Genomic DNA, 24,739 nt, shown 5'->3' on the forward strand with positions numbered 1-24,739 from the left:
TGCCCTCGAAAAACGACCCCCACGCGCGCGTGCCCTCGAAAAACGAGCCCCACACGCGCGTGCCCGAGGAGAACACGCCCGCCTAGGCAGGCCGCTGCAACACCGTCAGGCTCCGGTCGATCAGCGTCAGTCGGCCCCCGGCCTCGACCTTGGCGCCCGTCCCCGGCGCCACCCCCTCCGATCGGGCCGTGTCGACGACGACCTGCCACTGCCGCCCATGATTGACCGGCACCACGAACTCCAGCGCCTTCGGTGAGGCGTTGAACAGCAGCAGGAAGGAGTCGTCGGCGATGCGCTCCCCGCGCGGGCCCGGCTCGGAGATCGCATTGCCGTTGAGGAAGACGGACAGCGCCCGCGCCTGCGCGGAGCCCCAGTCGCGCTGGGTCATCTCCTCGCCCTCCGGGGTGAACCACGCGATGTCGGACAGCTCGTCGTGGGTGCCCTGCACGGGCCGCCCGTGGAAGAAGCGGCGCCGTCGGAAGACGGGATGGTCGCGCCGCAGCCACACCATCGCGCGCGTGAAGTCCAGCAGTTCGCTGCCGTCCTCCGGCCATGACACCCAGGCCAGCTCGCTGTCCTGGCAGTACGCGTTGTTGTTGCCGCCCTGGGTGCGCGCGAACTCGTCGCCGTGGCTGAGCATCGGCACGCCCTGGGAGAGCATCAGCGTCGCGATGAAGTTGCGCATCTGCCGGGCGCGCAGGGCCAGTACGGCCTCGTCGTCGGTGTCGCCCTCGGCACCGCAGTTCCAGGACCGGTTGTGGCTCTCTCCGTCGCGGTTGTCCTCGCCGTTGGCCTCGTTGTGCTTGTTGTTGTACGCGACGAGGTCGTGCAGCGTGAAGCCGTCGTGGCAGGTCACGAAGTTGATGGAGGCGAGCGGGCGGCGGCCGTCGTCCTGGTACAGGTCCGACGACCCGGTCAGCCGGGACGCGAACTCCGCCAGCGTGCGCGGCTCGCCGCGCCACAGGTCCCGAACGGTGTCGCGGTACTTGCCGTTCCACTCGGTCCACAGCGGCGGGAAGTTGCCCACCTGATAGCCGCCCTCGCCGACGTCCCACGGCTCGGCGATCAGCTTCACCTGGGAGACCACCGGGTCCTGCTGGACCAGGTCGAAGAAGGACGACAGCCGGTCCACCTCGTGGAACTGCCGCGCCAGCGTCGCCGCGAGGTCGAAGCGGAACCCGTCGACGTGCATCTCGGTGACCCAGTAGCGCAGCGAATCCATGATCAGCTGGAGCACGTGCGGGGAGCGCATCAGAAGGGAATTGCCGGTCCCCGTGGTGTCCATGTAGTAGCGGGGGTCGTCCGCCAGACGGTAGTACGAGGCGTTGTCGAGGCCCCTGAAGGACAGCGTCGGGCCCAGGTGGTTGCCCTCGGCCGTGTGGTTGTAGACCACGTCCAGGATGACCTCGATGCCGGCCTCGTGCAGTGCGCGGACCGCCGACTTGAACTCCAGGACCTGCTGGCCGCGATCGCCCCAGGAGGCGTACGCGTTGTGCGGGGCGAAGAAGCCGATCGTGTTGTAGCCCCAGTAGTTGCTGAGGTCCATGTCCACCAGACGGTGGTCGTTCACGAACTGGTGAACGGGCATCAGTTCGAGCGCGGTGATGCCCAGTTCCGTCAGGTGTTCGATGATCGCCGGGTGTGCCAGCGCCGCGTATGTGCCACGCAGCTCGTCGGGCAGCTCCGGGTGCTGCATCGTGAGGCCCTTCACATGGGCCTCGTAGAGCACCGTGTGGTGGTACTCGGTGCGCGGACGCCGGTCGTCGCCCCAGTCGAAGTACGGGTTCACCACGACCGACGACATGGTGTGCGGCGCCGAGTCCAGGTCGTTGCGCTTGTCGGGGGCCCCGAAGGGATAGCCGTACACCTCCTCGCCCCACTTCACCGAGCCGCTGATGGCGCGCGCGTACGGGTCGAGGAGCAGCTTCGCGGAGTTGGCGCGCTGCCCGCGCCCGGGCGCGTACGGCCCGTGCACCCGGAAGCCGTACCGCTGTCCGGGCATGACCCCGGGGAGATACGCGTGCCGGACGAACGCGTCGGTTTCGCGCAGCTCCACCGCCGTCTCCGAGCCGTCGTCGTCCAGCAGACACAGCTCGATGCGGTCGGCGGCCTCCGAGAAGACCGCGAAATTGGTACCGGCGCCGTCGTACGTGGCACCGAGTGGATATGCCTCTCCAGGCCAGACCTGCATGGATACGACTCTTCCAGTAGTGCCGTGCCCCTGGGGGCGACTCCCGGCCGAGTCTCCCCGAAAGTGATGGAACCTCCTATGACTTACGTCCCTCTTAACCGATGACCAGGCATACGTCGTATGCCGAACCAGTGGGGCTCAAACGACTCCTGACGACATAGGGGGAGTAGGGGGAAATGTGCGCAAGATAGTGCACCGCCATCTGGGTAAGGTGGTGGCAGGTGCGGCCATAGCGGTGGCCGGGACGGCCGTGATGGTCGGAATCACACTGCCGGGCACGGCGGGAGCCGACGACTCGGGCGGGGGCCAGGGCGTCAAGGGGTCCTCGCAGCAGGCAGGACAGCAGGGACAGGCGGCAGTGCAGCCGGGTGTCGTCGAAGAGGCGCCGGCCGAGGGCGACAAGGGCAAGGGCCGCGACCCGCTGACCGACGACGAGATGAAGCGCGTCGAGCGGATCGCGCTGAGCCAGCAGTCGTTCGGCGCCAGTGAGAACGTCGAGGGCAAGCGCGGCCCGCAGCGCATCAGTGTCGACCTCGCCGAGCCCGATGCGAACGAACTGGACGACCCCGACGCGCCCCGGCGCGCCGACGTGTCGTTCTACGACTACAAGAACGACACGCTCGTCACCAAGACCGTCAACCTCGACACCGGGAAGGTCGAGAAGACGGGCACTCAGCACGACGTCCAGCCGCCCATCAGCCGCGACGAGATGATCGAGGCCGTCAAGCTGCTGATCGCCGACCCGCTCGGCGCGGGCCTGAAGGCGGACTTCAAGGACGCCACCGGCAAGGAGCTGACCTCGCCCGACCAGCTGATGCTCAACAGCATGGTCTACCGCGCGACGTCCGGCGCCCAGCCCGCCGTCCTCGACGCATGCGGCGAGCACCGGTGCGTGCGGCTCTTCCCGAAGGTCAAGAACGGGCCCTGGATCGACAGCCGTGACCTGGTGATCGACCTGAGCGCCCGCAAGGTCGGCAAGCTCGGCTGAGCGCGGCCTTCTCTCACCTCCCACCTTCACTGCTTTCCGCAAGGAGTCACTTCTTCATGCGCGTCAACAGAAACAGCCGTGCCCGCAGCCGGACGGCGGTGGGCCTTTCGGTGCTCGCCCTGGCCGCCGGCGCGACGACGGCCGCGGGACCGGCGGTCGCCCAGCCCAAGGCCGCCTCCGCGGCGGCCGCCGACTGCAGCGCGGCGTACAAGATCGAGCAGAAGCTCTCCACCGGCACCACCTGGCGGATGTGCTGGCACTACGAGAGCGAGGCCGGGCTCGTCCTGGAGAACATCTCCTACCAGCCCCCTGGCGAGGCCCACCCGATCAAGGTCCTCGCCAGCGCGAAGCTCGCCCAGATCGACGTCCCCTACGACGACGGCTCGGTCGAGTACAGCGACCTCACGGGTGCCGGCTTCGGCCAGGGCCTGATGGACATGGCGACCGGCGAGTGCCCCGGCGGCACCATCAAGACCGTGAAGGTTCCCGACGCCTGGGACCCGCAGCACGCCAACGTCAAGGGCCTGTGCACCACGACCCGTTCGCGCGGCCACGCCTACCGCATGCAGTCCGACACGGGCAACAAGGTCTTCCAGAAGCAGGGCAAGGACCTGTTGATCTACACGGTCAACAAGGTCGGCTGGTACGAGTACATCACCGAGTGGCGCTTCCAGGACGACGGCACCCTCAACATGAACGTCGGCGCCACCGGCAGCCTCTCGCCCGGTGACTACGACGCGGGCGACGGCCGCGGCTGGCCGCTCGGCAAGGGCGCCAAGGCCTACGCCACCAGCCACAGCCACAACATCTTCTGGCGGCTCAACTTCGACCTCGACGGCTCCTCCAAGGCCAAGGTCGAGCAGTACGACTCCGCGGTCAGCCCGCCCGCGCACGGCGCCGAGGCCCCGAGCAAGAAGACCACGCTCACCAAGATCACCAAGGAACTCGCGGGCGACGCGAAGAACTCGCGCTGGTGGCGCCTCGTCAGCAACTCCGGCAAGAACAAGGACGACCACGCGCGTTCGTACGAGATCGTCCCGGGCGCGACCACCAAGTACCTCGGCCGCCCCTTCACCAAGCACGACATCTTCTTCACCGAGTACAACAAGTGCGAGCAGTTCGCCAGCGACAACCTGCGCAACTGCGGTGCCGGACACGGCAAGTCGGTCGACAAGTGGATCGGCGGGCAGACGCTCACGCACCCCGTGGTCTGGATCAACTCGGGCTTCCACCACATCGCGCGCGACGAGGACCAGCAGCCCATGCCGGTCCACTGGCAGGGCTTCTCCATCGCCCCGCGTGACGTCACCGCTATGAATCCGCTCACTCCGCCGGAGCTGGCGGACCAGAACGGCCATGTGGAAGAAGGTCGTTGAGAAACGACCCTGTCCATCGGGCTGCACCGCCCACCGCTCCCGGAGTACCCTTCCTTGATCGTTGACTAGGGGAGAGCTCGGGGGAGCGGAAGGCGGTGCGTGGGTGGGCTCGGGAGGGCTGGAGTTGCCTCCTGGTGACGAGGGTCACGAGGGGAACTCCACAGATGTCCCACCCGGCGCGGTGTCCCTGGCACGGCCGATGGAGATGGGATCCATTGGACCGGAGTTGGACTGGGGTGCCGACGCCTGGCGCGAAGTGCGTACGCGCGCCCAGCGAGCCGGGCGTGCCTACATCTGGCTGAACCTGGTCGAACAGCGGCTGCGCGCGGTCGTGGCCGCTGTTCTCCGTCCCATCTACGAACCCGTCCACGGCGACGACTGGGTGGTCGCCGCCGCGGGCCCTGCCGGGCAGGAATGGGTCCAGCGCGCGGTCGCCGTACGCGAGGTCAGCCGTCGCAAGGGGTATTTGCTCGATCCCGCCGACGACAACGTGCTCAGCTTTCTCACGTTGCCGCAGCTGCGTGAGCTGATGGTGCAGCACTGGCCCTGCTTCGAGCCCTACTTCGACGAGCGTCGGGACGTCGAACTCGCCCTGGACGAGCTGGAAGTGACCCGGAACGTGGTCTCCCGCAACCGGGCCCTGTCCGAGGCGGTCCTCAACCAGGCCGAGCGGGCCGCGGCGAAGCTCCTGGAGATACTCGGCGCCGGCAGTGATGTGCCCTCCGCGCGCCGGCTGCCCGTGGACGCCGTCGAGGATCTGGTCGGCGACCGGTACGCGGACGTCGTCGGCGTGCACTCGGACCGCGTACGGCTGCTGCGTCAGTTCCCCGCCGAGGACCTCTTCGGCGGTGCCCGTCGCCTCGACGCCATCGGTATCGGCCTGAACCTGCTGGTGCAGAACTTCTCCGGACGGCGGCTCGTACGCCTCGCCGAGTCCGGCTGCCGGGCGCGGCTGCTGTTCCTGAATCCCGCCTCCAGCGCGGTGAAGCGGCGCGAGCGCGAACTCGGCATCAAGCGGGGCGAGTTGAGCCGCGCGGTCGAGATGAACATCCTGCACATGCGCCGGGTGCGGTCCAAGCTGCGCGATCCTGGCGCCTTCGAGATCCAGGTCTTCGACGAGACACCTCGCTTCACGGCCTACCTCGTGGACGGGGACGGCTCGGACGGCATCGCGGTGGTGCAGTCGTATCTGCGACGCACGCGCGGCATGGAGGCTCCGGTACTCGTGCTGCGTGGCGGAGGCCGAGTGGTCAAACCGGATGACACTACCGAAGAGGGACTGTTCCCGACATACCGCGAGGAGTTCGAGGTGGCCTGGGCGGATTCGCGGCCGGTGTCCTGAGATGCCGCTCCTCTGGGGAAGCGGAACGCGGTCCTCGGATTGTCAGTGGCTCATGGGATCGTGGAGACCACTGGGGGAAAGCACCACGAAGAAGGGGGGCCGCCCATGGGCTGGCACCGGGAGCTGCTGATCGGCTTCGACCTGGAGACGACCGGGACCGATCCGCGCGAGGCGCGCATTGTCACGGGGGCCGTGATCGAGGTCAGGGACGGAGAGCCGATAGGGCTCCGTGAGTGGCTGGCCGACCCGGGCGTGGAGATCCCGGCGGACGCGGTGGCGGTGCACGGCATCAGCAACGAACGGGCGGCGGCCGAGGGTCGGCCCGCCGATCAGGTCGCCGACGCGATCGCGGGCGTCCTCGTCGCGTACTGGAAGACGGGCGTCCCCGTCGTCGCGTACAACGCGGCCTTCGACCTGACCCTGCTCTCCGCCGAACTGCGGAGGTACGGACTGCCGTCGCTGCGCGAGAGGCTCGGTGGCATCGACCCCGCTCCGGTCATCGACCCGTACACGATCGACCGCTCCGTGGACCGCTACCGCCGCGGCAAGCGCAACCTCGAAGCGGTCTGCACGGAGTACGGGGTGGCGCTGGACTCGGCCCATGACGCCTCGGCCGACGCGCTCGCCGCGGCCCGGCTCGCCTGCGCGATAGCCGGTCGCCACCCGAAGGTCGCGGCCCTCGGACCCGCGGAGCTGCACCGTCGCCAGATCGAGTGGTATGCCGAGTGGGCGGCCGACTTCCAGAGCTTCCTGCGCCGCAAGGGGGAGACGGACGCGGTGGTGGACGGGACGTGGCCGCTGCGGGACCTGGCGGACGAGAAGGTCTGACCGGGCCTCCGGTTCAGCAGAACGGCACCCGGCGCACGTTCGGGAGAGGCCGGCGCACGGTCAGAAGGGGTACCACCGCACCGTCTCGTCCCCGTACCGCAGTGACGCCACCCGGCGCTCGAACTCGGCGAGGGCCTTGGGGTTCGTCGGCGCGTGCTGGGCGACCCAGGCGCAGCTGGCGGTCTCACGTGCTCCTCGCAGGACGGAGCAGCCCTCCCACGCGCGGACGTCCCAGCCGTACGTCTCGGTGAAGGAGTCGTACGCCTCGGCCGGGAGCCCGTAGCGGTCGCGGGAGAGAGCCATGACGACCAGGTCGTGCTCGCGCAGGTCGGAGGAGAAGGTCTCCAGGTCGACCAGGACCGGGCCGTCGGGGCCGATGTGGACGTTGCGGGGCAGCGCGTCGCCGTGGATCGGCCCCCGCGGCAGATGCGGGATGAGCGTGGCCGCGGCATCCGCGAAACCGTCGCGCCGTGCCCGCAGATACGCCGCGTCCGCGGGGTCGATCGCGTCGCCGGCCAGCCGCAGCCAGCGCTCCACACCGCCCAGCAGCTCGCGGGGCGGCAAGGGGAAGGAGGGGGAGGGCAGTGCGTGCACCACCCGTAGCAGTTCAGCCAAATCTCGCGGCTGTGGGGGGCGTACGGGATCGGGCAGCCGGTGCCACACCGTCACCGGGTGCCCCTCCACCAGCAGCGCCTTGGCATCGGCCGCCCGCACCGCGGGGACGCCCGCGTCGGCGAGCCAGACCGCGATGTCCAGTTCCCGCCGCGCGCGGTCCAGGAGTTCGGCGTCGCGTCCCACCTTGACCACCAGGTCACCGGCGGCGAACACCGCGTTCTCGCCGAGGGTGAGGAGCGAGGCGTCCCGCACCGGCCCCGGCAGCACACCCGCCGCCGTCAGTACGTCCCGCGCCCGTGCCTCGTCCATCCTTCGCCTCCGTGTTCTCGCGCGGTGCCACTGAGGTTCCCGCACAGTCTTCGCCGGCAGCGTCGTGTTCACGCCATCCGTCGGCCAGTGTCGCATTCCCACAGGTCGGACGGCATGCGCAGTGCCTTGACGCCGTAGACCACCTTCACGACCATGACGGGGGCCGCCCGGGCGGCCAGACTCTCACGAGCCGCCCAAAGGAGCCGATTCCATGACATTGGCGACCGCGACGAGGCGGTCGGTGAAGCAGGCGTCAGGCAGGGGCCGGGACCGGCGTCCCGTCGACCACGGGGCCTGGTTCCTGGTGCTGCCCGCGCTCATCCCGATCCTGGTGCTCAGCGTCGGACCCCTGCTGTACGGGATCGCGCTGGCGTTCACCGACTCGCAGTCGGGGCGGACCACGGCGACGCAGTGGATCGGGGTACTCAACTTCCAGGACCTGCTGCACGACACGCTGTTCTGGGACTCGTTCCGGATCGGGCTGCTGTGGGCGGTCGGGGTGACCGTGCCGCAGTTCCTGCTCGCGCTCGGGCTCGCCCTGCTGCTCAACCAGGAGCTGCGGTTCCGCTGGCTGGCGCGGGCCCTCGCGATCATTCCCTGGGCCATGCCCGAGGTCGTCGTCGGCATCATGTGGCGCCTCGTCTACAACCCGGACGCGGGCATCCTCAACGAGACCCTGCGCGACCTCGGCCTCGGCGACGGCCGCGACTGGCTGAGCGGCCTCGGCACCGTCCTGCCCGCCGTGATCGTGGTCGGTGTCTGGGCGGGCATGCCGCAGACCACGGTCGCGCTGCTCGCCGGGCTGCAGAACACCCCGCGCGAACTCCACGAGGCGGCCGCGATGGACGGCGCGGGCGCGTGGCGCCGCTTCCTGACCGTCACCTGGCCGGCCCTGAGACCGGTCGCGCTCACCATCACGGCGCTCAACTTCATCTGGAACTTCAACTCGTTCGCGTTGGTCTATGTGCTGACCAACGGAGGACCGGGCGGCCGTACCCGGCTTCCCATGCTCTTCGCGTACGAAGAGGCGTTCCGCTACGGACAGTTCGGTTATGCGGCCGCGATGGGCTGTGTGATGGTCGCGGTGATCTCGGTGATCCTCGCGGTGTATCTCGTGGGCCGTCTGAGGGGAGATGAGAACGCGTGAAGACCGGCAAAGGGGCCCGCACGGGCCAGTACCTCGCGCTCCTCGCCTATCTCGTCTTCCTTGCCTTCCCCTTCCTGTGGCTGATCTCCACCGCCTTCAAACCGGCACGTGAGCTCGCCGGCCTGCATCCCACCTGGATCCCCAAGGACCCCACCCTCGCCAACTTCCGACAGGCCTTCGACGAGCAGCCGCTGCTGCACGCCGCGCTCAACTCCCTGCTGGCGGCGCTCGGCGCGGCGGTGATCGCCGTGCTGATCGCGACCCCGATGGCGTATGTCATGGCGCGCCACCGGACGCTGCCGGCCAGGGCCGCCACCGGGTGGGTCGTGGTCAGCCAGGCGTTCCCCTTCGTGCTGGTGATCATTCCGCTGTTCCTGGTCCTCAAGAACCTCCGGCTGATCAACTCACTGCCCGGACTGACCATGGTGTACGTGGTGTGGGCGCTGCCCTTCGCACTGTGGATGCTGGTGGGCTATGTGCGGGCCGTGCCCCCCGAGCTGGAGGAGGCCGCCGCGGTGGACGGCGCGGGCCGGGCCCGGACGCTGGTCTCCATCACGGCGCCGCTGCTCGCGCCGGGCATCGTGGCGACGGCGCTGTTCGCGTTCATCAGCGCGTGGAACGAGTTCTTCTTCGCGCTCGTGCTGCTCAAGACCCCGGAGAAACAGACGCTGCCGGTCGTCCTCACGCACTTCATCGGGGCGGAGGGCGTGGCGGACCTCGGGCCGCTGGCCGCGGCCGCGTTCCTGGCGACCCTGCCGTCGCTGGTCGTCTTCGCGATCATCCAGAAGCGGATCACGGGCGGCATGCTCGCCGGGGCGGTGAAGAGCTGATGCGGACGAGATGGATGCGGGCGAGACTGCTGGTGGTCCTGGCCGTGATCGGCCTGCTGCTCACCGCGTGCACGGGTGGCAGCGGTGGCGGATCGGGTGGAGTGATCACCCTCCATTTCCAGTCCCTCGCCTGGCAGCAGGAGTCCGTCGCCGCCAACAAGGAGCTGGTGAAGGAGTGGAACGCCGCACATCAGGACGTCAAGGTCGAGTATGTCCAGGGCAGTTGGGACAGCGTCCACGACCAGCTGCTCACCTCCTTCGAGGGCGGTGAGGCACCCGACATCATCCATGACGCCTCGGACGACCTCGCGGACTTCGCCTACGGCGGCTATCTCGCAGACCTGCGCGAGCTGCTGCCCGAGCGGCTCAAGTCCGACATCTCGCAGCACAGTTGGGAGACGGCGACCTTCGGGGGAGGCGTCTATGGCGTGCCGTTCCTCCAGGAGCCGCGGGTCCTGATCGCGAACGCCAAGTGGCTCAAGGAGTCGGGCGTCCGCATCCCGACTCCCGAGAAGCCGTGGAGCTGGGACGAGTTCCGCACGATCGCGAAGCAGCTGAGCGGCAAGGGCAGATACGGTGTCGCCTGGCCGCTCAAGGAACCGGTCTCGGCGACGCTCAACCTCTCCCTCTCCACGGGCGGGCAGATGTTCCACCGGGATGCGGCCGGCAAGGTGACCGTCCGTTTCGACCCGGCGGATGCGGTGGTTCCGCGGACCGTGTACGACGAGGTGAACACGGACGGGAGCGCGTCGAGCGCGACGCTGGGCATGGGCGGCTCCGACACGCTGCCCGGGTTCTTCGGCGGAAAGTACGCGATGGTTCCGCTCGGCTTCTCCTATCGCCAGCAGATCGCGCAGCAGGCGCCGAAGGGTTTCGACTGGCAGGTGCTGCCCGCTCCGGCCGGCGCGGACGGGCTGACCCAGGGTGTCAGTCCCCAGACCCTGTCCATAGCCGAGGACAGCCCGCACAAGAAGGAGGCCGCCGAGTTCATCGACTTCCTGCTCCAGCCGAAGAACATGGTCCGGCTGGCCCTCGGCGACTGGATGCCGCCGACGGGGACGGAGGCCCTGAAGGACCCCGCCCTGCACACCGCCAAGGACGACTGGGCGACCGGCACCGCCCTCGCCGCCCAACTCCGCTCGGCGCCCGCCCAGTCCGTGCGCGGCTACCCGGAGTGGAAGGACAAGGTGGCGACGCCCGCGTTCCAGGAGTACTACAGCGGGGCGATCGGATTGAGCGAGCTCCGCAGACGGCTGGTGAAGGACGGCAATCTGGTGCTGGCCCGCTATCAGCGCTGAGGACCCCGGTTACTGGTAGCAGTTGCGTGGTGCTCGCCGGACGCCGTGAATACGCTATGATCGATCTTGAGCGAACCGCCGGAACTCTCCGCGGTGAGCCCGGCGTTGGTGGTCCAAGGAAAGACGCCCCGCTTCCTGCGGGGAGATGCAGGTGCAAGGCCTGCCCGGCGCTCCACACAGCCCCGCCTCCGGTGTTTCCGGAGGCGGGGCTTTTTTCGTGGATCCGGGCTCCGTGGAAGCGGCGCGACAGCTGGACGACTCCGATCCCCAGTACACGGAACTCCTGCTGGACGCGCTGGATTGGCAGCAGCGGACCCTGTTCGAGCTGGGACGGCGCCGCGAAGGGCTGGCGGTGCGTGAGGAGATGGCGGGAATCGGCCGCCGGGCCTTCGAGGCCGGCACGGAGACTCACTGGTGGAAAGGCCCGGAGCTGTGGGCACGCGCCCTCGCCCCCGCGCTGCCGCTCTTCGACGAGGGTGTGGCACTGGCCCGCCGACTGGGCGACGCGGCCTGGACGGCACGCGTCCTGCTCGACCGGGCGCGTCTTCTGATCGCGGGGAAGCGCTACGCCGACGCGTACACGGACTGCCTCCGTGCGCGCGTCACGCCGCGTGCGGGAAAACGAGATTGCACGAGACGTCTCGTCTCGCCTAGCCTCTCCGCATGACTACCCGACGCGCCCATATCGCCATGTTCTCCATCGCCGCCCACGGCCATGTGAACCCGAGCATCGAAGTGATCCGGGAGCTCGTCGCACGCGGGCACCGCGTCACGTACGCGATTCCGCCCGCCTTCGCCGAGAAGATCGCCGAGACCGGGGCCGAGCCGAAACGGTGGCACTCGACGCTGCCGACCGACGACGACCCGGACGCGTGGGGGACGGAGCTGATCGACAACATCGAGCCGTTCCTGACGGACGCGCTGCAGGCCGAGCCGCAGCTCGCCGCCGCGTACGCGGGCGACGAACCGGATCTGGTGCTGTACGACATCACGGCGTACCCCGCCCGGGTCCTCGCGCACCGCTGGGGCGTCCCGATCGTGCAGCTCTCGCCGAACCTCGTGGCCTGGGAGGGGTACGCGGAGGAGGTCGGCAAGCCGATGTTCGAGCCGCTCAAGCGGACCCCGCGCGGCAAGGCGTTCTACGAGACCTTCGCCCGCTGGATCGCCGAGAACGGCATGGACGTGAGTGTCGAGGACTTCATGGGCCGGCCCGACCGCTGCCTCGTCCTGATCCCCAAGGTCCTCCAGCCGAACGCGGACCGCGTCGACGAGAAGCGCTACTCCTTCGTCGGCGCCTGCCAGGGCGACCGCTCCGCGCAGGGGGACTGGCAGCGGCCCGCCGACGCCGAGAGGGTACTGCTCGTGTCGCTGGGTTCCAGCTTCACCAAGCAGCCCGGTTTCTACCGCGAGTGCGTCAGGGCCTTCGGCGATCTGCCGGGCTGGCATGTCGTGCTGCAGATCGGGAAGTTCGTCGATCCGTCGGAGCTGGGTGACGTGCCCGGCAATGTGGAGGTGCACCCGTGGGTGCCTCAGCTGTCGGTGCTGCGGCGGGCCGACGCGTTCATCACGCACGCGGGCGCGGGCGGCAGCCAGGAGGGACTGGCCACCGGCACGCCGATGGTCGCCGTACCGCAGGCCGTCGATCAGTTCGGCAACGCCGACATGCTGCAGGCGCTCGGTGTCGCCCGACACGTACCGATGGAGGCGGCCACCGCGGACACCTTGCGCGAGGCCGTCCTTGCTGTCGCCGACGATCCCGAGGTGGCGCGCCGCCTGCACGAGATCCGGGAACAGATGGCGCGGGAGGGCGGCACACGACGGGCGGCCGACCTCATCGAGGCCGAGCTGCCGATGGGGCTGTAGGTCCTGCATCGAGGCCGAGCTCGCGATCGGGCTGTAGGTCCTGCATCGAGGCCGAGCTGCCGACCGAGGTGTAGGCCCTGCATCGAAGCCGAGCTACGCCGGTAGGCACGAGCAAGGGGCCTTGCGCTCCCTCGGGGCATGAGGAAAGGGCCTGTTGGTTCCTCGGGGGAACCAACAGGCCCTCATGCGGCGGGACTTGCCGCCCAGCTACCCACTCCTGGAGCTACACCCCGGCCCGCTCACTTTCCCGGGCGGCCGGCGGCAACACGGCCTCCGGGGCCTCGTCGTGCGTGAGGTCGGGCAGTCGGTTCAGCCACTTCGGCAGATACCAGTTGCGCTCGCCGAGCAGGGCCATCACGGCGGGCAGCAGCACACCCCGGATGATCGTCGCGTCGATGAGCACCGCGGCGGCCAGGCCCACACCCATCTGCTTCATGGACTGCATGGACAGCGTCCCGAAGATCGCGAAGACGGCGACCATGATGACCGCGGCGCTGGTGACGACGCCGGCCGTGGTGACCACACCGTGCTGGATCGCGTCCTTCGTCGTACGGCCCCGCAGGCGCGCCTCGCGGATCCGCGAGACCACGAACACGTGGTAGTCCATCGACAGGCCGAACAGGATCACGAAGAGGAACAGCGGCAGCCAGGTGATGATGGCGCCCACGCCCTCCGCGCCGACCAGGGACGCGCCCCAGCCGTGCTGGAAGACGGCGACGAGGATGCCGTAGGCCGCGCCTACCGACAGAAGGTTCAGCACGATCGAGGTGATCGCGATTGTCAGGGAGCGGAACGACAGCAGCATCAGCAGGAAGGCGAAGACCACGACGAAGGCGAAGACCGGGATCACGGCGCCGCCGAGCTGGTCGTTGAAGTCGTGCGAACCGGCGACCTGTCCGGTGATCGGTGCCTGGACGCCGGCGACCTTGCCGAGCGTGGCCGGCCGTACCTCGTCGCGCAGCTTCTCCAGGCTCGTGCCCGCCTTGTCCAGGTCGGAGCCACCGACCAGCGGGACGTACACGTAGGCGATGTTCTGCGCGTCGTGCAGCTTGATCTCGACCGGGCCGCGTGAGGCGCCCGAACTGATCGCCCGCTCCTTGAAGTCGGCGAGCGCGGACTTCACCTCGGGAGCGTTGATGTCCTTCGCCTTGACGACCACCTCGGCCGGCTCGGAGCCGCCCGGGAAGGCGTCGTTGACGCGGTTGTACGTCTGCACGATGGGCAGCGAGTTCCCGAACTCCTGGTCCAGAGTGAGGTTCTGGGTCTTCATGCCGACCGCGGGAGCCGCGACGGCGAGCAGCGCACCGGCCGCCACGAGTACCGAGATGAGGGGCTTGGCGAGCACCCCGCGCAGGACGGCGGTCCAGAACCGGCTCTCCCCGCCCGTGCGGGCGGCGCGGCGCTCCATGGCCTTGCGCAGGAACGGGATGCGACCCTTCTCGACCCGCTCGCCCAGCAGCGAGAGCAGCGCCGGCAGCACCGTCACGGACCCGACCATGGCGACCGCCACGACCATCAGCGAGGCCAGGCCCATCGCCTCGAACTCGGCGAGCCCGGTGAAGAGCATGCCCGCCATCGCCACACACACCGTGACGCCGGAGACGATGATCGCGCGGCCGCTGGTGGCGGCGGCGACCCGCAATGCCGTCTGCGCGTCCCGCCCGGCCGCGCGCTCCTCGCGCTCACGACGCAGATAGAACAGGCAGTAGTCGACGCCGACGGCCAGACCCACCAACAGCATCACGGAGTTGGCGGTGTCGCTCATCGGCATCACATGGCTGACGACGCCCATCAGGCCCATCGTCGCCATGATCGCGGTGATCGCCAGCGCCACCGGCAGCAGCGCGGCCACCAGCGCGCCGAAGGCGATCAGCAGAATGCCGAGAGCCACCGGCACCGCGGAGAGTTCGGCCTTCTGGAAGTCGTCCCCGAACGCGTCGTCGAACGTCTTCATCATGCTGGCGCCGCCGATCTCCTCGATCCGCAGCGATCCGTGGTCCTTCTGCACCCTCTCGACGGCCTTCAGGACGGGCTCCACCCGCTCGCCCGCGGTGTCGGAGTCGCCGCGCATGTCGAACTGCACCAGCGCGCTGCGGCCGTCCTTCGAGATCGTCTTCGTGTCGTACGGGGACGTCACGTCCGTGACCTTGCCGGTCCCCTCGACGGCCTCGACGACCGCGGTGACGGCCGCCTTGAACTCGCCGTCCGTGGCCTTGAGACCGCCGTCCTTCGACTGGACGAGGACCGTCTCGCTCGCGGGCTCCTCGATCCCGGCGTCCTCGACTATCTTCGCGGCGGTGTGCGTCTCGCCCTTGAGCTGGTCGCTCTCCTTGACGTCGACGCGGCCCGCCGCCGAGCCGAGCCCCATCGCCAGGACGACGAACAGCACCCAGATTCCGACGGCCGCCCATCGGTGCCGGGCGCTCCAGCCGCCTGCCCGGGCGGCGATGCCCCGCACCCGTGTATCTCCGTTCCCCATGACGGGCCAGCCCCCTTGTGCGCGGTGACAGCCCCCTGCCGTCACCTTTCGTTATGAAGGTATGGGCCGGATAAGAACGTCTCGTCGTGCTGCCTGGTGAACCCTCGAGGGCGTGACTCCTCCCCTCGGACCCCGGTGTCTCCGCACTGGGGAGGATGGAAGCCCCTTACACGTAAAGGGACTTCTCGGGGATGTGGATCAGGGTGTCCGTTCTGTCAGGTGGAGTCCTCTTTATTATTTCGAAGGGTTGTTGATTAAGTCACAGCTCTATGTAGGTGTTGAACTGTGCGGGCCGATCGGACAGTGTGTCGTGCCAACCCGCAGGTAACTTTCGGTGCGGGCCGCGGCCGTCGCGCCCACCCCCACGGGGCGCGACGGCCGCTTTATGGTGGGCGGATGACGACGATGTACGCGGCGCTGTTGCGCGGGATCAATGTGGGCGGCGCCAAGAAGGTGCCGATGGCCGAGCTTCGCAGCCTGATGGAAGGGCTCGGCCTCTCCGGCGTACGCACGTATCTCCAGAGCGGCAACGCGGTGTTCGGCAGCGAGCACGGCGACGAGGAGTCCCTCGCCGCGGAGCTCGCCCAAGCGATCGAGAAGCACTTCGGCTTCACCGTCGGCGTGCTGGTGCGCGACCACGCCTACCTGAAGGCCGTACGGGAGGGGTGCCCGTTCCCGGCCGCCGAACTGGAGGCCAAGCAGCTGCACGCCACCTACTTCTCCGGGCCCGTCGACGCCGAGCGCTTCGCCTCGGTCGATCAACCGGCCTTCCTCCCGGAGGAGTTCCGCCTCGGCGACCGCGTCCTCTACCTGTACGCCCCCGACGGCCTCGGACGCTCCAAGCTGGCGGAAGCCCTGTCGAAGCCGCGGCTGCTGAAGGGCATCACCGCCACCTCCCGCAACTGGAACACCGTCGTCAAACTGGAGGAGATGACCGGTGCTTGAGCCCAGCGCCGCGGTCGAGGCCGCCGTCGAGGGCGAACTGCGCCTGCTCGACCCGGGGATCCGCCGCTCGCCCGAACGCGTCGGCGCGCTCCTGCACCCCGACTTCCAGGAGTTCGGTGCGTCGGGCCGGATCTGGGACCGCGCCGCGATCGTCGCCGCGCTGGCCGCCGAGAACGAACCGGGGGCCCGGCTCTGCACCACCTCCCGCATGAAGGGCGTGCAGCTCGCGCCCGACCTGGTCCACCTCGCCTTCGACACCGACCACAACGGCCGCCGGGCGCACCGCAGTTCGCTGTGGCGGCTCACCGAGGAGGGGTGGCTGCTGTACTTCCACCAGGGGACGCTGTGCGACTCCGACGCAGCGTGACCTTTCGTACGCCGGCGTAGGTCGTGTACGAGGTGATCTCGTCCGGGACGGTGAGGCGCCGGTCCTTGTACAGCCGCCGTAGCTCGTCCTCGGATCCGGCCGCCGCGACGGTGTCGGTCAGGGCGATGTCGTCCTCGGTGAGGGCCGCGTCGTCGAGGATCTCGGGGCCCCAGCCGTCCCAGGGGAGCACCTCGACGCCGTTGAGGGCGGCCAGGTCGTGCAGGACATTGCCCCGCACGAACCACAGACCCTTGAGGCCGAGCCAGCTGACCCCGAAGGTGCCGGGATCGGCCCGTCCGGCCCGGCACTCCCGCCAGGCCTGCCCCGCCACGACGAACCGGTCTCTCGGGACGTCCAGTGGGTCGAAGCCCACGTCGTACGGGCCGTACGCGATCTGCGCGTCCGCGAGCCGCCAACTGCCGTCCGGGAGGCGGTACTCGGTGACCCAGTGGTCCTCGTGGAAGCCCTCGGTGAAGTACGTCGCGAAACCGCAGCGCAGCCGGGCCGGTGTGCCCGTCGCCCGCAGCAGCGAGCACAGCAGCAGGGAGAAGTCGCGGCAGGTTCCGACGAACCGTTCGTCCGGCGCCCGCCGCCGCGTCAGGGGCTGGTCGGCGCGCTCCCGCAGGATCCGCAGCACTTCCGTCACGTATCGTGACTCGGCGTCCTCGGCCAGTCGGGGCTCGGGGATGAGGTACGCGAAGAGTTCGCCCTCGCCCCGGTGGATGATCACATCCCTTACGGCATGGGCGAGCCCGGCGAGATCCCTGGGAAGCCCGCTCACATCGAGGTCACCGGGATCGCTGTACGCGCTCTGCGTCAGATAGATGTCCATGCCCAGGACCCTCGGGTCTGCCCCAGGGGCAAGGTCAAGCCAGGGCGTCCGGGCGGGCCATGTCCTCGTCCGCGAGGCGCACGGCGCCCGCGTCGGTGGAACACCGCCCGTGCGGTGTACGGGGTGGCCTCCGCCGATGTCGTGTACGGGTCGGCCGCCGATGGGGAAGGGCGTTCATGCCGTGATTCCGATCCGTCGTGTCTGGCGCGCGCCGGTGACGAGGTACCCGATGACGAACAGCAGCCCCGCCGTGCCGAACACCGTCACCAGAATGTAGACGGGGTACATGTCATCGCCCTTCGGATAGCGGGTCCCGCACATCCGGACCACGCCGGGATGCGTGCGGGCCACCTCCAGGCACACCCGGTGCCCCGGCTTCGGATGGCTGAGGTCGGTGTCGAGATTCCGCACCACGGTGTGGCGGTGGTGGTCCACCGGGTACGAGATCTCCTGCCTCTGGTACTTGGTGCCGGGGTCGATGATCCGGGAAACCACGCCCGTGACCCGTATCCCCGTGTCGTCGATCAGTTCCGCACGCTGCCACTGGAGCGTCGCCGAGCACCCTCCGAACACGGCGATTGCCAGGAACACCGCTCCCAGCAGCAAGGTCCCTCTCCGCACGGCGGACAGCCTGACACGTGACGCGGCGGTGGACCAGGGCCGGGACAGCGCGTGGAGTTTGCGGAATCGTCCATGGCCGCTACACCCATCTGTGCGAGGCTCGTGGGCATGCGCTACATCATCATCGGAGCAGGAGCGGTCGGCGGCGCGATCGGCGGTCGGCTGGCAGAGGCGGGGCACGAGGTGGTTCTGGTCGCGCGGGGCGCGCACTACGAGGCGCTGCGTGCGGGCGGGCTGCGCTTCATGACCCCGGAGGGGCTGCACACGCACCGGCTGCCCGTGGTCGACGGGCCGGCGGCGCTCGGGGAGTTGCGCGCCGACGACGTGCTGGTGCTCGCCGTCAAGACACAGGACAGCGAGGCTGCCCTGGAGGCGTGGGGGCCGAGCCCGGTCGCGGGCGGCGGTACGGCGGCCGAACGGCTGCCGCTGGTGTGTGCGCAGAACGGAGTGGAGAGCCAGCGCCTCGCGCTGCGCCGTTTCCGTTGGGTGTACGGCGTCTGCGTCTGGCTGCCCGCCACCTTTGTCGAACCGGGCGTCGTGTCGGCCGCCGGCACCCCGCTCACCGGCATCCTGCACCTCGGGCGTTATCCGCACGGCACGGACGAGACGGCCCGCCGTATCGCCGCCGACCTGGAGAAGTCCCGATTCGAGGCGCCGGTGGTGCCCGATGTGGCCCGCTGGCAGTACGCCAAACTCCTCGGCAATCTCGCCAACTCGATCGAGGCGGTCACCGGGGTGCTCACCAGCGAGGAGGGCCTGGCGCTCTTCCGGCGTGTGCGCGCGGAGGGCGAGGCCGTGCTCGACGCCGCCGGCATCGCGTACGTCGGCGAGGAGGAGCAGAAGAGGACCCGCGGCGGCAAGATCCGGTTCGAGCCCTTCGACGGTTCCGAACGCGGCGCCGGTTCCTCCTGGCAGTCCCTGAACCGAGGCACCGGCACCATCGAGGCCGACTACCTCAACGGCGAGATCGCGCTCCTGGGCCGGCTGCACGGCGTACCGACCCCGTTGAACGACCTGCTCCAGCGGCTGGCGAACACCTTCGCACGCGAGCGCAGGGAGGCGGGGTCGCTGTCGGTGCCGGAGCTGGTGCGGCTCGCCGACGAGGCGGTGGTGTCGTACGACGCGGCCGTGACGACCGCTGACTGAGCCGCCTCTGCGAGGTGTCGCGTTTCTTCAAGAGTCCTGGGCACGCCGTTCCTACGGTGAGCTGCATGAAGAACGACGACATGCACTCGTACATGAGCGAATGCGCCGCCGAGGCGGCGCGTGTCGCGCGCGGCGTCACGGCGGAGCAGTTGAACGGGCCCACCCACTGCCCCGGCTGGGACGTCCGCACCCTCGTCAACCACTGGGTCCTCTACACCTCGCACGGCCTGGAGCACCGAGCGCTGCGCAAGCAGCTCTCCGAGGAGCTGACCGGGCGCGACTTCACGGCCGACCCCGCCTGGGCCGGGGCGTACGCGGTTCAGCTCGACCGCGCCGTCGCCGCCTGGGACGAGCCGGCCGTGTGGGAGGGCGAGGTCGACCTCGGGATGGCGAAGATGCCGGCCGCCGAACTCGCGTCGATGATCATCAAGGAGATGGCTGTCCACGGTTGGGACGTCGCGACCGCGACCGGTCAGGAGTTCCGCGTCTCGGACGGCGCCGCCCGGCTCGTCCTGGACGTGGTCGAGACGCACGGTGAGCTCTACCGTCAGTACGACGGCTTCGCCGACCCGGTTCCGGTACCCGACGACGTGCCTGTCTTCGAGCGCGCCCTCGCCCGCAGCGGCCGGGATCCGCGCCTGGCCAAAGCCGAATTGGGCCACTGATACAGGGAAGAATTGGACCGGGTTTCTGTGCCATTGAGCGGTTAGCCTCGACGGCATGACGAACACTTCGCCCACCCGCGTCGACTTCTACTTCGACCCCGCCTGTCCCTTCGCCTGGATCGCCTCCCGCTGGATGCTGGAGGTCGAGCGGAAGCGGCCGCTCGACCTCCGCTTTCACGCGATGAGCCTGTATCTGCACAACGTCGGCAACGAACTCCCGGACTGGTACCGGGAGTTGGTGGACAAGTCCATCGGCCCCGTACGGGTCGCGGTGGCGGCCGCCGAGCGGTACGGCGAGAAGGTGCTGCGCGATCTCTACACGGCCTTCGGTAGTCGTATCCACGAGCGCAAGGTCGGGGACTTCGACGCGGTCGTCGCCGACTCCCTGGCCGAACTCGGTCTCCCGGCCGAACTGGCCGAAGCGGCGCACGACGTGTCGTACGACGAGGCGGTGCGCCGGAGCCATGACGCGGGCAAGGAGCGGGACTCCGACGCCTATGTGGGGACGCCGACGATCCATGTCGACGGAACGGTGTGGTTCGGCCCAGTACTGCGGGCCGTTCCGCGTGGCGAGAAGGCGGCGGAGCTCTTCGACAGTTTCCGCGTCCTCGCCGCACATCCGGACTTCTTCGAGCTCAAGCGGACCCGGACCGGCGGGCTCTCCTTTGACTGAACGATGGTCCGAAATCTGAACGCTGCTCGGATGAATCAATGCCTCAGGGAAGGGAGTTACGCGTTCTTTGCATCATTCATTGACGGTGACACGCCATAGATCCTACCTTTCTCGGCGTTGGGTACAGCCTGATCCCACGGGAGGGGAACATGCCCATGCGCCGAAGAGCCGTCCTGGTCACCCTGATCTCCACATTGCTCGCCCTCGGAGTTCCTGGCGCCGCCTCCTCCGCCGCCGAGCCCCCGTCATCCGACCTCTATGTGTCCCCGGCCGGGGACGACCACGCCGACGGCACCGCCCGCCATCCCGTCCGCACGCTGGACCGCGCCCGCGACCTGGCCCGCGCCCGCGTCGCGGGCATGAAGGGCGACCTGACCGTCCACCTCGCGTCGGGCACGTACCGCCGCACCGAGCCGCTCGTCCTGGACGCCCGCGACTCGGGAACCGGCGGCCACAAGGTGATCTGGCAGGGGACCGGCCGGACGGTCATCAGCGGGGGCCGCCAGGTCTCCGGGTGGCGGAAGGTCGCGGGCAGGCCCGGCCTCTGGTCCGCCCCCGCGCCCCAAGGCCTCGCCGACACACGGCAGTTGTACGTCGACGGGGTGCGCGCCCAGCGGGCCCGCGGCGCCGTCCCCGTCGACCTCACCCAGACCCCCACCGGCTACACGGCGTCCTCCGACACGCTCGCCCACTGGAGGCACCCGTCCGACGCCGAGTTCGTCTACACCAGCGGCGAGGCCCTCTGGAACATCGAGCGCAACGGGCTCGGCCAGTGGACCGAGCCGCGCTGCCGTATCGCCGCCGCCGAGGGCACCACGATCACGATGGTCCAGCCGTGCTGGGACAACTCCAACAAGCGGGTCGAGTTCCCCGACATCCCCGGCCGGACCGTCAGCATGGTCGGCCCCGGCCATCTCACCAACAGCGGCAGGGCGACGTACATCGAGAACGCCTACGAACTCCTGGACCAGCCGGGCGAGTGGTACCTCGACCGGGCCGCGCACCGCGTCTACTACCTGCCGCGCAAGGGCGAGAACCTGGCCCGAGCGGATGTCGAGGCGGCGCAGGCCGAGCAACTGGTCGACGGACAGGGAACCGCCTCGGCTCCCGTCCATGACATCGCCTTCCGCGGGCTGCAGTTCAGCTATGCCACGTGGCTCACGCCGTCCCGGCCCGAGGGCTTCTCCGAGATCCAGGCCGGTTACACCATCACGGGGGAGAAGGGCTGGGCGACGCAGGGACTGTGCCAGTACGTCGAGGGAGGCACCTGCCCGTTCGCGTCCTGGACCAAGATGCCGGGCAATGTCTCCGTCGTCCACGGGCAGCGCATCGAGTTCAGTGACGACGTCTTCGCCCATCTCGGGGCGTCAGGGCTCGACCTGGGCACAGGATCCAAGGACTCGACGGTCAACGGCACCGTCTTCACCGACATCTCCGGCAACGGCCTGGAGATCGGGGGAGTGGACGGTCAGACCCCCGCCTCCGGCGTGCAGGTGACGAACAATCATCTCTACGGCCTGCCCCGCGAGTTCCACGGCGGCGTCGCGATCCTCAACGGCTACACCCAGCAGAACACCATCGCCCACAACCAGATCGACCACGTCGGCTACAGCGCGATCTCCCTGGGCTGGGGCGGCTGGCCCGACAAGATCGGCGACCCGGCGACGGCGAATCCCAGCCACGACAACGCCGTCCGCGACAACCTGATCTTCGACTACATGCAGATGCTCGACGACGGCGGCGGCATCTACACCCAGGGCCTCACCGGCACCTCCATGGCCGACGGCGAGAAGGTCACCGGGAATGTCATCCACGACCAGTGGGGCCTGGGCAAGAACGTCTACACCGACAACGGCTGCACCTACGAGACCGTCGAGGGAAACGTCCTCTACAACGCCTCGTACGCCAACGTCGCCTCTCGCCACACCGACTACCGCGACGACCTGGGCAACAACGACCCGACCCTCGTCAAGGACAACTGGTGGGAGGAGGGCACGTCCGACGGCGACAACAAGGGCCTGGTGACCAGCGGCAACAAGATCATGACGGGACTGTCCGACGTACCGTCGGAGACCCTCGACAACGCGGGACTCGAGCCCGCCTACGCGGGGCTTCTGGACCGCCGCATCGGCGCTCCCTCGGCGCCCGAGGCACCCTCTCGTGTCGGCACGAGCACCGCGGGCGCCGACGCGCTGTACGTCACCTTCAACCCGAGCTTCGCGGACGGCGGTTCGCCGGTCACGGGGTACACGGCACGGGCCTACGACGCCTCGGGCCGACAGGTCGGCGAACAGGCCGTCACCGCGGCCGAGTTCAAGCGCACCGCGCTCGTTCGCATCGGCGAACTCCCCTCGTCCGGCGGCCCGTTCACGGTCACCGTCACCGCGAGCAACGCCCATGGCGCCGGCGCCCCGTCCCTGGCCTCGCTCCCGCTGACACCGGCCTCCGTGAGCGCGCTCCCGGGCGCACCCACGAGTCCCAGACTCCGTACGGCAGCCGGCGCGGCCACCGTCGCCTGGACCCCGCCGACGGCAACCGGGGACGCCAAGGTCATCGGCTACCGCGTCACCGTCTCGGACGGCCGCGACCCGATCGAGGTCACGGGCCGGGACGTCCTGGTCGGCCAGCCCTCGGCGAAGGGAATGTTCCGGGTCATCGGCGGCCTGCGGCCCGCCACCTCGTACACCGTCACGGTCGCGGCGGTCACAGCGGCGGGCACGGGACCGACGGCCACGACGACGGCCACCACCAAGCCCTGAGAATGCCCCACCCCGCGCGAGCTCGGAGCGGCCGGCGGTGCCGTCAGGCGCCGACGGCCGCCAGTGCCGGTACGCGCGCCTCGTCGTACCGCTCCAGCAGGACCCGCGCCACCTCCGGCGCGGGACCGAGGACATCGGCCAGTACGTCGGCCTCGGCGGCCCCCCGGGCGATGCGGTCCGGCAGGAAGCCGGGCGCGAGGACGTAGGGGGCGACCGCGACGCGTGCGCAGCCGAGGGCACGCAGCTCGCGTACGGCGTCCTCGGTGCGGGGAAGGGATGCGGAGGCGAACGCAGGTCGCACGGCGCACCAACCGGTGTGCCGCCACTCCCGCGCGATTTCAGCGATCACTGCGATCGCCTCCGGGTCGGTGGACCCCGCCGAGGCCAGCACGACCCCGGTCGAGGACTTGTCGGCGGGGGTCAGCCCCGCCTCGTACAAACGACGTTCCAGTGCGGCGGTCAGCAGGGGGGACGGGCCGAGCACCTCCGCCTGGCGGATGCGCAGCCGCGGCGGGGCCTCCCGCAGGACCGCCGGGATGTCCGCCTTCGCGTGGAAGGCGCGGGTCAGCAGCAGCGGAAGGGCCACCACGTCCCGCACTCCCTCTGCCGCCAGGGACTCCAGCACCCCCTGCACCGAGGGGATGTTGAAGTCGAGGAAACCGGTCTCCACACGCAGGCCGGGGCGCTGGGCCCGTACCCGACGCACCAGGGCATCCACCGTCGCGGCATGGCGCGGATCGCGACTGCCGTGGGCGATGACCAGAAGGACCGGCTGACTCATGGCGGGCTCAGCTCTTCACCAGGAGACCGCGGCTGCGCAGCACCCACCGCTCCACCGGGGTGAAGATGAGCAGGTCGATGGCGATGCCGACGAACAGGATCAGGAAGATGGCGAGGAAGACCATCGGCATGGAGCTGGCGTTGCGGCCGTTCTCCAGCAGCTGGCCGAGGCCCACGCCCAGGTCGGGGGAGGAGGCGATGATCTCCGCCGCCATCAGGGAGCGCCAGGAAAAGGCCCAGCCCTGCTTCAGACCGGCCAGGTAGCCGGGCAGCGCGGCCGGCATGACGATGTGCCAGGTCCCCCGCAGGCCCGTCGCCCCCATCGTGCGGCCCGCCCGCAGGAAGAGCGGCGGCACCTGGTCGACGCCCGACACCAGGCCGTTGGCGATGGACGGGACGGCGCCGAGCAGAATCACCGCGTACATCATCGAGTTGTTCAGGCCCAGCCAGATCACGGCCGGTGGGACCCAGGCCACCGAGGGCAGGGACTGCAGGCCCGAGAGGATCGGGCCGATCGCGGCGCGGACGAACTTCACGCGGGCCACCAGCAGACCCAGCGGGGTGCCGATCGCCAGGGCGAACAGGAAGCCGAGCAGACCGCGCGAGACGCTGGTCCAGATGTAGTCGAGCAGCGTGCCCTGGAGCCAGGCGTTTTTGACCTCGTTCCAGACGTCGGAGGGTGAGG

General features: G+C 69.4%; 22 protein-coding genes. 15 read left to right on the forward strand and 7 right to left on the reverse strand.

The window, feature by feature from the left end:
- Positions 1–82: 82 nt before the first annotated feature.
- The gene (glgX, locus tag IEY95_RS25520; RefSeq protein WP_189188439.1) at positions 83–2,191 is read right to left on the reverse strand and encodes a glycogen debranching protein GlgX; all 2,109 of its coding nucleotides are present in this window, start codon (positions 2,189–2,191) and stop codon (positions 83–85) included.
- Positions 2,192–2,369: 178 nt separating this feature from the next.
- On the opposite strand from glgX, the gene IEY95_RS25525 reads away from it, so the two are divergent.
- The 4 genes from IEY95_RS25525 to IEY95_RS25540 all read left to right on the forward strand — a co-directional run bounded on the left by IEY95_RS25525 (position 2,370) and on the right by IEY95_RS25540 (position 6,725).
- Positions 2,370–3,179, forward strand: a complete 810-nt coding sequence (locus IEY95_RS25525) for a Tat pathway signal sequence domain protein (protein WP_189188440.1) — start codon at positions 2,370–2,372, stop codon at positions 3,177–3,179.
- A 56-nt stretch (positions 3,180–3,235) separates the two neighbouring features.
- Positions 3,236–4,555 (forward strand): copper amine oxidase, encoded by a 1,320-nt coding sequence (locus IEY95_RS25530; protein WP_189188441.1) that lies wholly within the window; start codon positions 3,236–3,238, stop codon positions 4,553–4,555.
- Between the two features lie 103 nt (positions 4,556–4,658).
- Positions 4,659–5,897 carry a DUF5919 domain-containing protein gene (locus IEY95_RS25535; RefSeq protein WP_189188442.1) on the forward strand — a complete coding sequence of 413 codons (1,239 nt, stop codon included), beginning with the start codon at positions 4,659–4,661 and terminating at the stop codon, positions 5,895–5,897.
- 105 nt (positions 5,898–6,002) lie between these two features.
- Positions 6,003–6,725, forward strand: coding sequence for a 3'-5' exonuclease (locus IEY95_RS25540; RefSeq protein WP_189188443.1), 723 nt, complete (start codon positions 6,003–6,005; stop codon positions 6,723–6,725).
- 60 nt (positions 6,726–6,785) lie between these two features.
- Here IEY95_RS25540 and IEY95_RS25545 read toward each other — a convergent pair whose 3' ends face one another.
- Complete coding sequence (locus tag IEY95_RS25545; RefSeq protein ID WP_189188444.1) at positions 6,786–7,649, reverse strand: phosphotransferase enzyme family protein; 864 nt, start codon at positions 7,647–7,649, stop codon at positions 6,786–6,788.
- A gap of 211 nt (positions 7,650–7,860) precedes the next feature.
- On the opposite strand from IEY95_RS25545, the gene IEY95_RS25550 reads away from it, so the two are divergent.
- From IEY95_RS25550 to mgt, 5 genes are all read left to right on the forward strand, one after another.
- Positions 7,861–8,796 carry a carbohydrate ABC transporter permease gene (locus IEY95_RS25550; protein ID WP_189188445.1) on the forward strand — a complete coding sequence of 312 codons (936 nt, stop codon included), beginning with the start codon at positions 7,861–7,863 and terminating at the stop codon, positions 8,794–8,796.
- Positions 8,793–9,626 (forward strand): carbohydrate ABC transporter permease, encoded by an 834-nt coding sequence (locus IEY95_RS25555; RefSeq protein ID WP_189188446.1) that lies wholly within the window; start codon positions 8,793–8,795, stop codon positions 9,624–9,626. Before IEY95_RS25550 ends, IEY95_RS25555 begins: the two co-directional genes overlap by 4 nt.
- 14 nt (positions 9,627–9,640) lie before the next feature.
- The gene (locus IEY95_RS25560) at positions 9,641–10,924 is read left to right on the forward strand and encodes an ABC transporter substrate-binding protein (RefSeq protein WP_229703342.1); all 1,284 of its coding nucleotides are present in this window, start codon (positions 9,641–9,643) and stop codon (positions 10,922–10,924) included.
- 232 nt (positions 10,925–11,156) lie between these two features.
- Positions 11,157–11,591: a hypothetical protein gene (locus IEY95_RS25565; RefSeq protein ID WP_189188448.1), complete on the forward strand. Its 435-nt coding sequence runs from the start codon at positions 11,157–11,159 to the stop codon at positions 11,589–11,591.
- A complete protein-coding gene (mgt, locus tag IEY95_RS25570; RefSeq protein WP_189188449.1) occupies positions 11,588–12,787 on the forward strand; it encodes a macrolide-inactivating glycosyltransferase in 1,200 nt (399 codons plus the stop codon). The genes IEY95_RS25565 and mgt overlap by 4 nt, the downstream gene beginning before the upstream one ends.
- A gap of 223 nt (positions 12,788–13,010) precedes the next feature.
- On the opposite strand, the gene IEY95_RS25575 is transcribed toward mgt, so the two are convergent.
- Positions 13,011–15,266 (reverse strand): MMPL family transporter, encoded by a 2,256-nt coding sequence (locus tag IEY95_RS25575; RefSeq protein ID WP_189188450.1) that lies wholly within the window; start codon positions 15,264–15,266, stop codon positions 13,011–13,013.
- Between the two features lie 396 nt (positions 15,267–15,662).
- On the opposite strand from IEY95_RS25575, the gene IEY95_RS25580 reads away from it, so the two are divergent.
- Both IEY95_RS25580 and IEY95_RS25585 read left to right on the forward strand, forming a co-directional pair.
- Positions 15,663–16,211 carry a DUF1697 domain-containing protein gene (locus IEY95_RS25580; protein WP_189188451.1) on the forward strand — a complete coding sequence of 183 codons (549 nt, stop codon included), beginning with the start codon at positions 15,663–15,665 and terminating at the stop codon, positions 16,209–16,211.
- The gene (locus IEY95_RS25585; RefSeq protein ID WP_189188452.1) at positions 16,204–16,578 is read left to right on the forward strand and encodes a nuclear transport factor 2 family protein; all 375 of its coding nucleotides are present in this window, start codon (positions 16,204–16,206) and stop codon (positions 16,576–16,578) included. The genes IEY95_RS25580 and IEY95_RS25585 overlap by 8 nt, the downstream gene beginning before the upstream one ends.
- Here the strand turns inward: IEY95_RS25585 and IEY95_RS25590 are convergent.
- Together IEY95_RS25590 and IEY95_RS25595 are read right to left on the reverse strand one after the other, a co-directional pair.
- Complete coding sequence (locus IEY95_RS25590) at positions 16,514–17,410, reverse strand: transglutaminase-like domain-containing protein (protein ID WP_189188453.1); 897 nt, start codon at positions 17,408–17,410, stop codon at positions 16,514–16,516. The two genes, IEY95_RS25585 and IEY95_RS25590, sit on opposite strands and share 65 nt — an antisense overlap.
- 174 nt (positions 17,411–17,584) lie before the next feature.
- Positions 17,585–18,031, reverse strand: a complete 447-nt coding sequence (locus tag IEY95_RS25595) for a hypothetical protein (RefSeq protein WP_189188454.1) — start codon at positions 18,029–18,031, stop codon at positions 17,585–17,587.
- A 108-nt stretch (positions 18,032–18,139) separates the two neighbouring features.
- Here IEY95_RS25595 and IEY95_RS25600 point away from each other — a divergent pair, with 108 nt between their 5' ends.
- The 4 genes from IEY95_RS25600 to IEY95_RS25615 all read left to right on the forward strand — a co-directional run bounded on the left by IEY95_RS25600 (position 18,140) and on the right by IEY95_RS25615 (position 23,274).
- Complete coding sequence (locus IEY95_RS25600) at positions 18,140–19,177, forward strand: ketopantoate reductase family protein (RefSeq protein ID WP_189188455.1); 1,038 nt, start codon at positions 18,140–18,142, stop codon at positions 19,175–19,177.
- A 65-nt stretch (positions 19,178–19,242) separates the two neighbouring features.
- Positions 19,243–19,842, forward strand: coding sequence for a TIGR03086 family metal-binding protein (locus IEY95_RS25605; RefSeq protein ID WP_189188456.1), 600 nt, complete (start codon positions 19,243–19,245; stop codon positions 19,840–19,842).
- A 55-nt stretch (positions 19,843–19,897) separates the two neighbouring features.
- Positions 19,898–20,515, forward strand: coding sequence for a mycothiol-dependent nitroreductase Rv2466c family protein (locus IEY95_RS25610; RefSeq protein ID WP_189188457.1), 618 nt, complete (start codon positions 19,898–19,900; stop codon positions 20,513–20,515).
- Positions 20,516–20,670: 155 nt separating this feature from the next.
- Positions 20,671–23,274 (forward strand): fibronectin type III domain-containing protein, encoded by a 2,604-nt coding sequence (locus tag IEY95_RS25615; RefSeq protein WP_229703344.1) that lies wholly within the window; start codon positions 20,671–20,673, stop codon positions 23,272–23,274.
- 43 nt (positions 23,275–23,317) lie between these two features.
- Here the strand turns inward: IEY95_RS25615 and IEY95_RS25620 are convergent, their stop codons facing one another.
- Positions 23,318–24,055: a sirohydrochlorin chelatase gene (locus IEY95_RS25620; RefSeq protein ID WP_189188458.1), complete on the reverse strand. Its 738-nt coding sequence runs from the start codon at positions 24,053–24,055 to the stop codon at positions 23,318–23,320.
- Between the two features lie 7 nt (positions 24,056–24,062).
- A partial coding sequence (locus IEY95_RS25625; RefSeq protein ID WP_229703346.1) for an ABC transporter permease occupies positions 24,063–24,739 on the reverse strand: 677 nt, incomplete at its 5' end.

This window comes from Streptomyces albiflavescens (assembly GCF_014645835.1).
Taxonomy (GTDB): Bacteria; Actinomycetota; Actinomycetes; order Streptomycetales; family Streptomycetaceae; genus Streptomyces; species Streptomyces albiflavescens.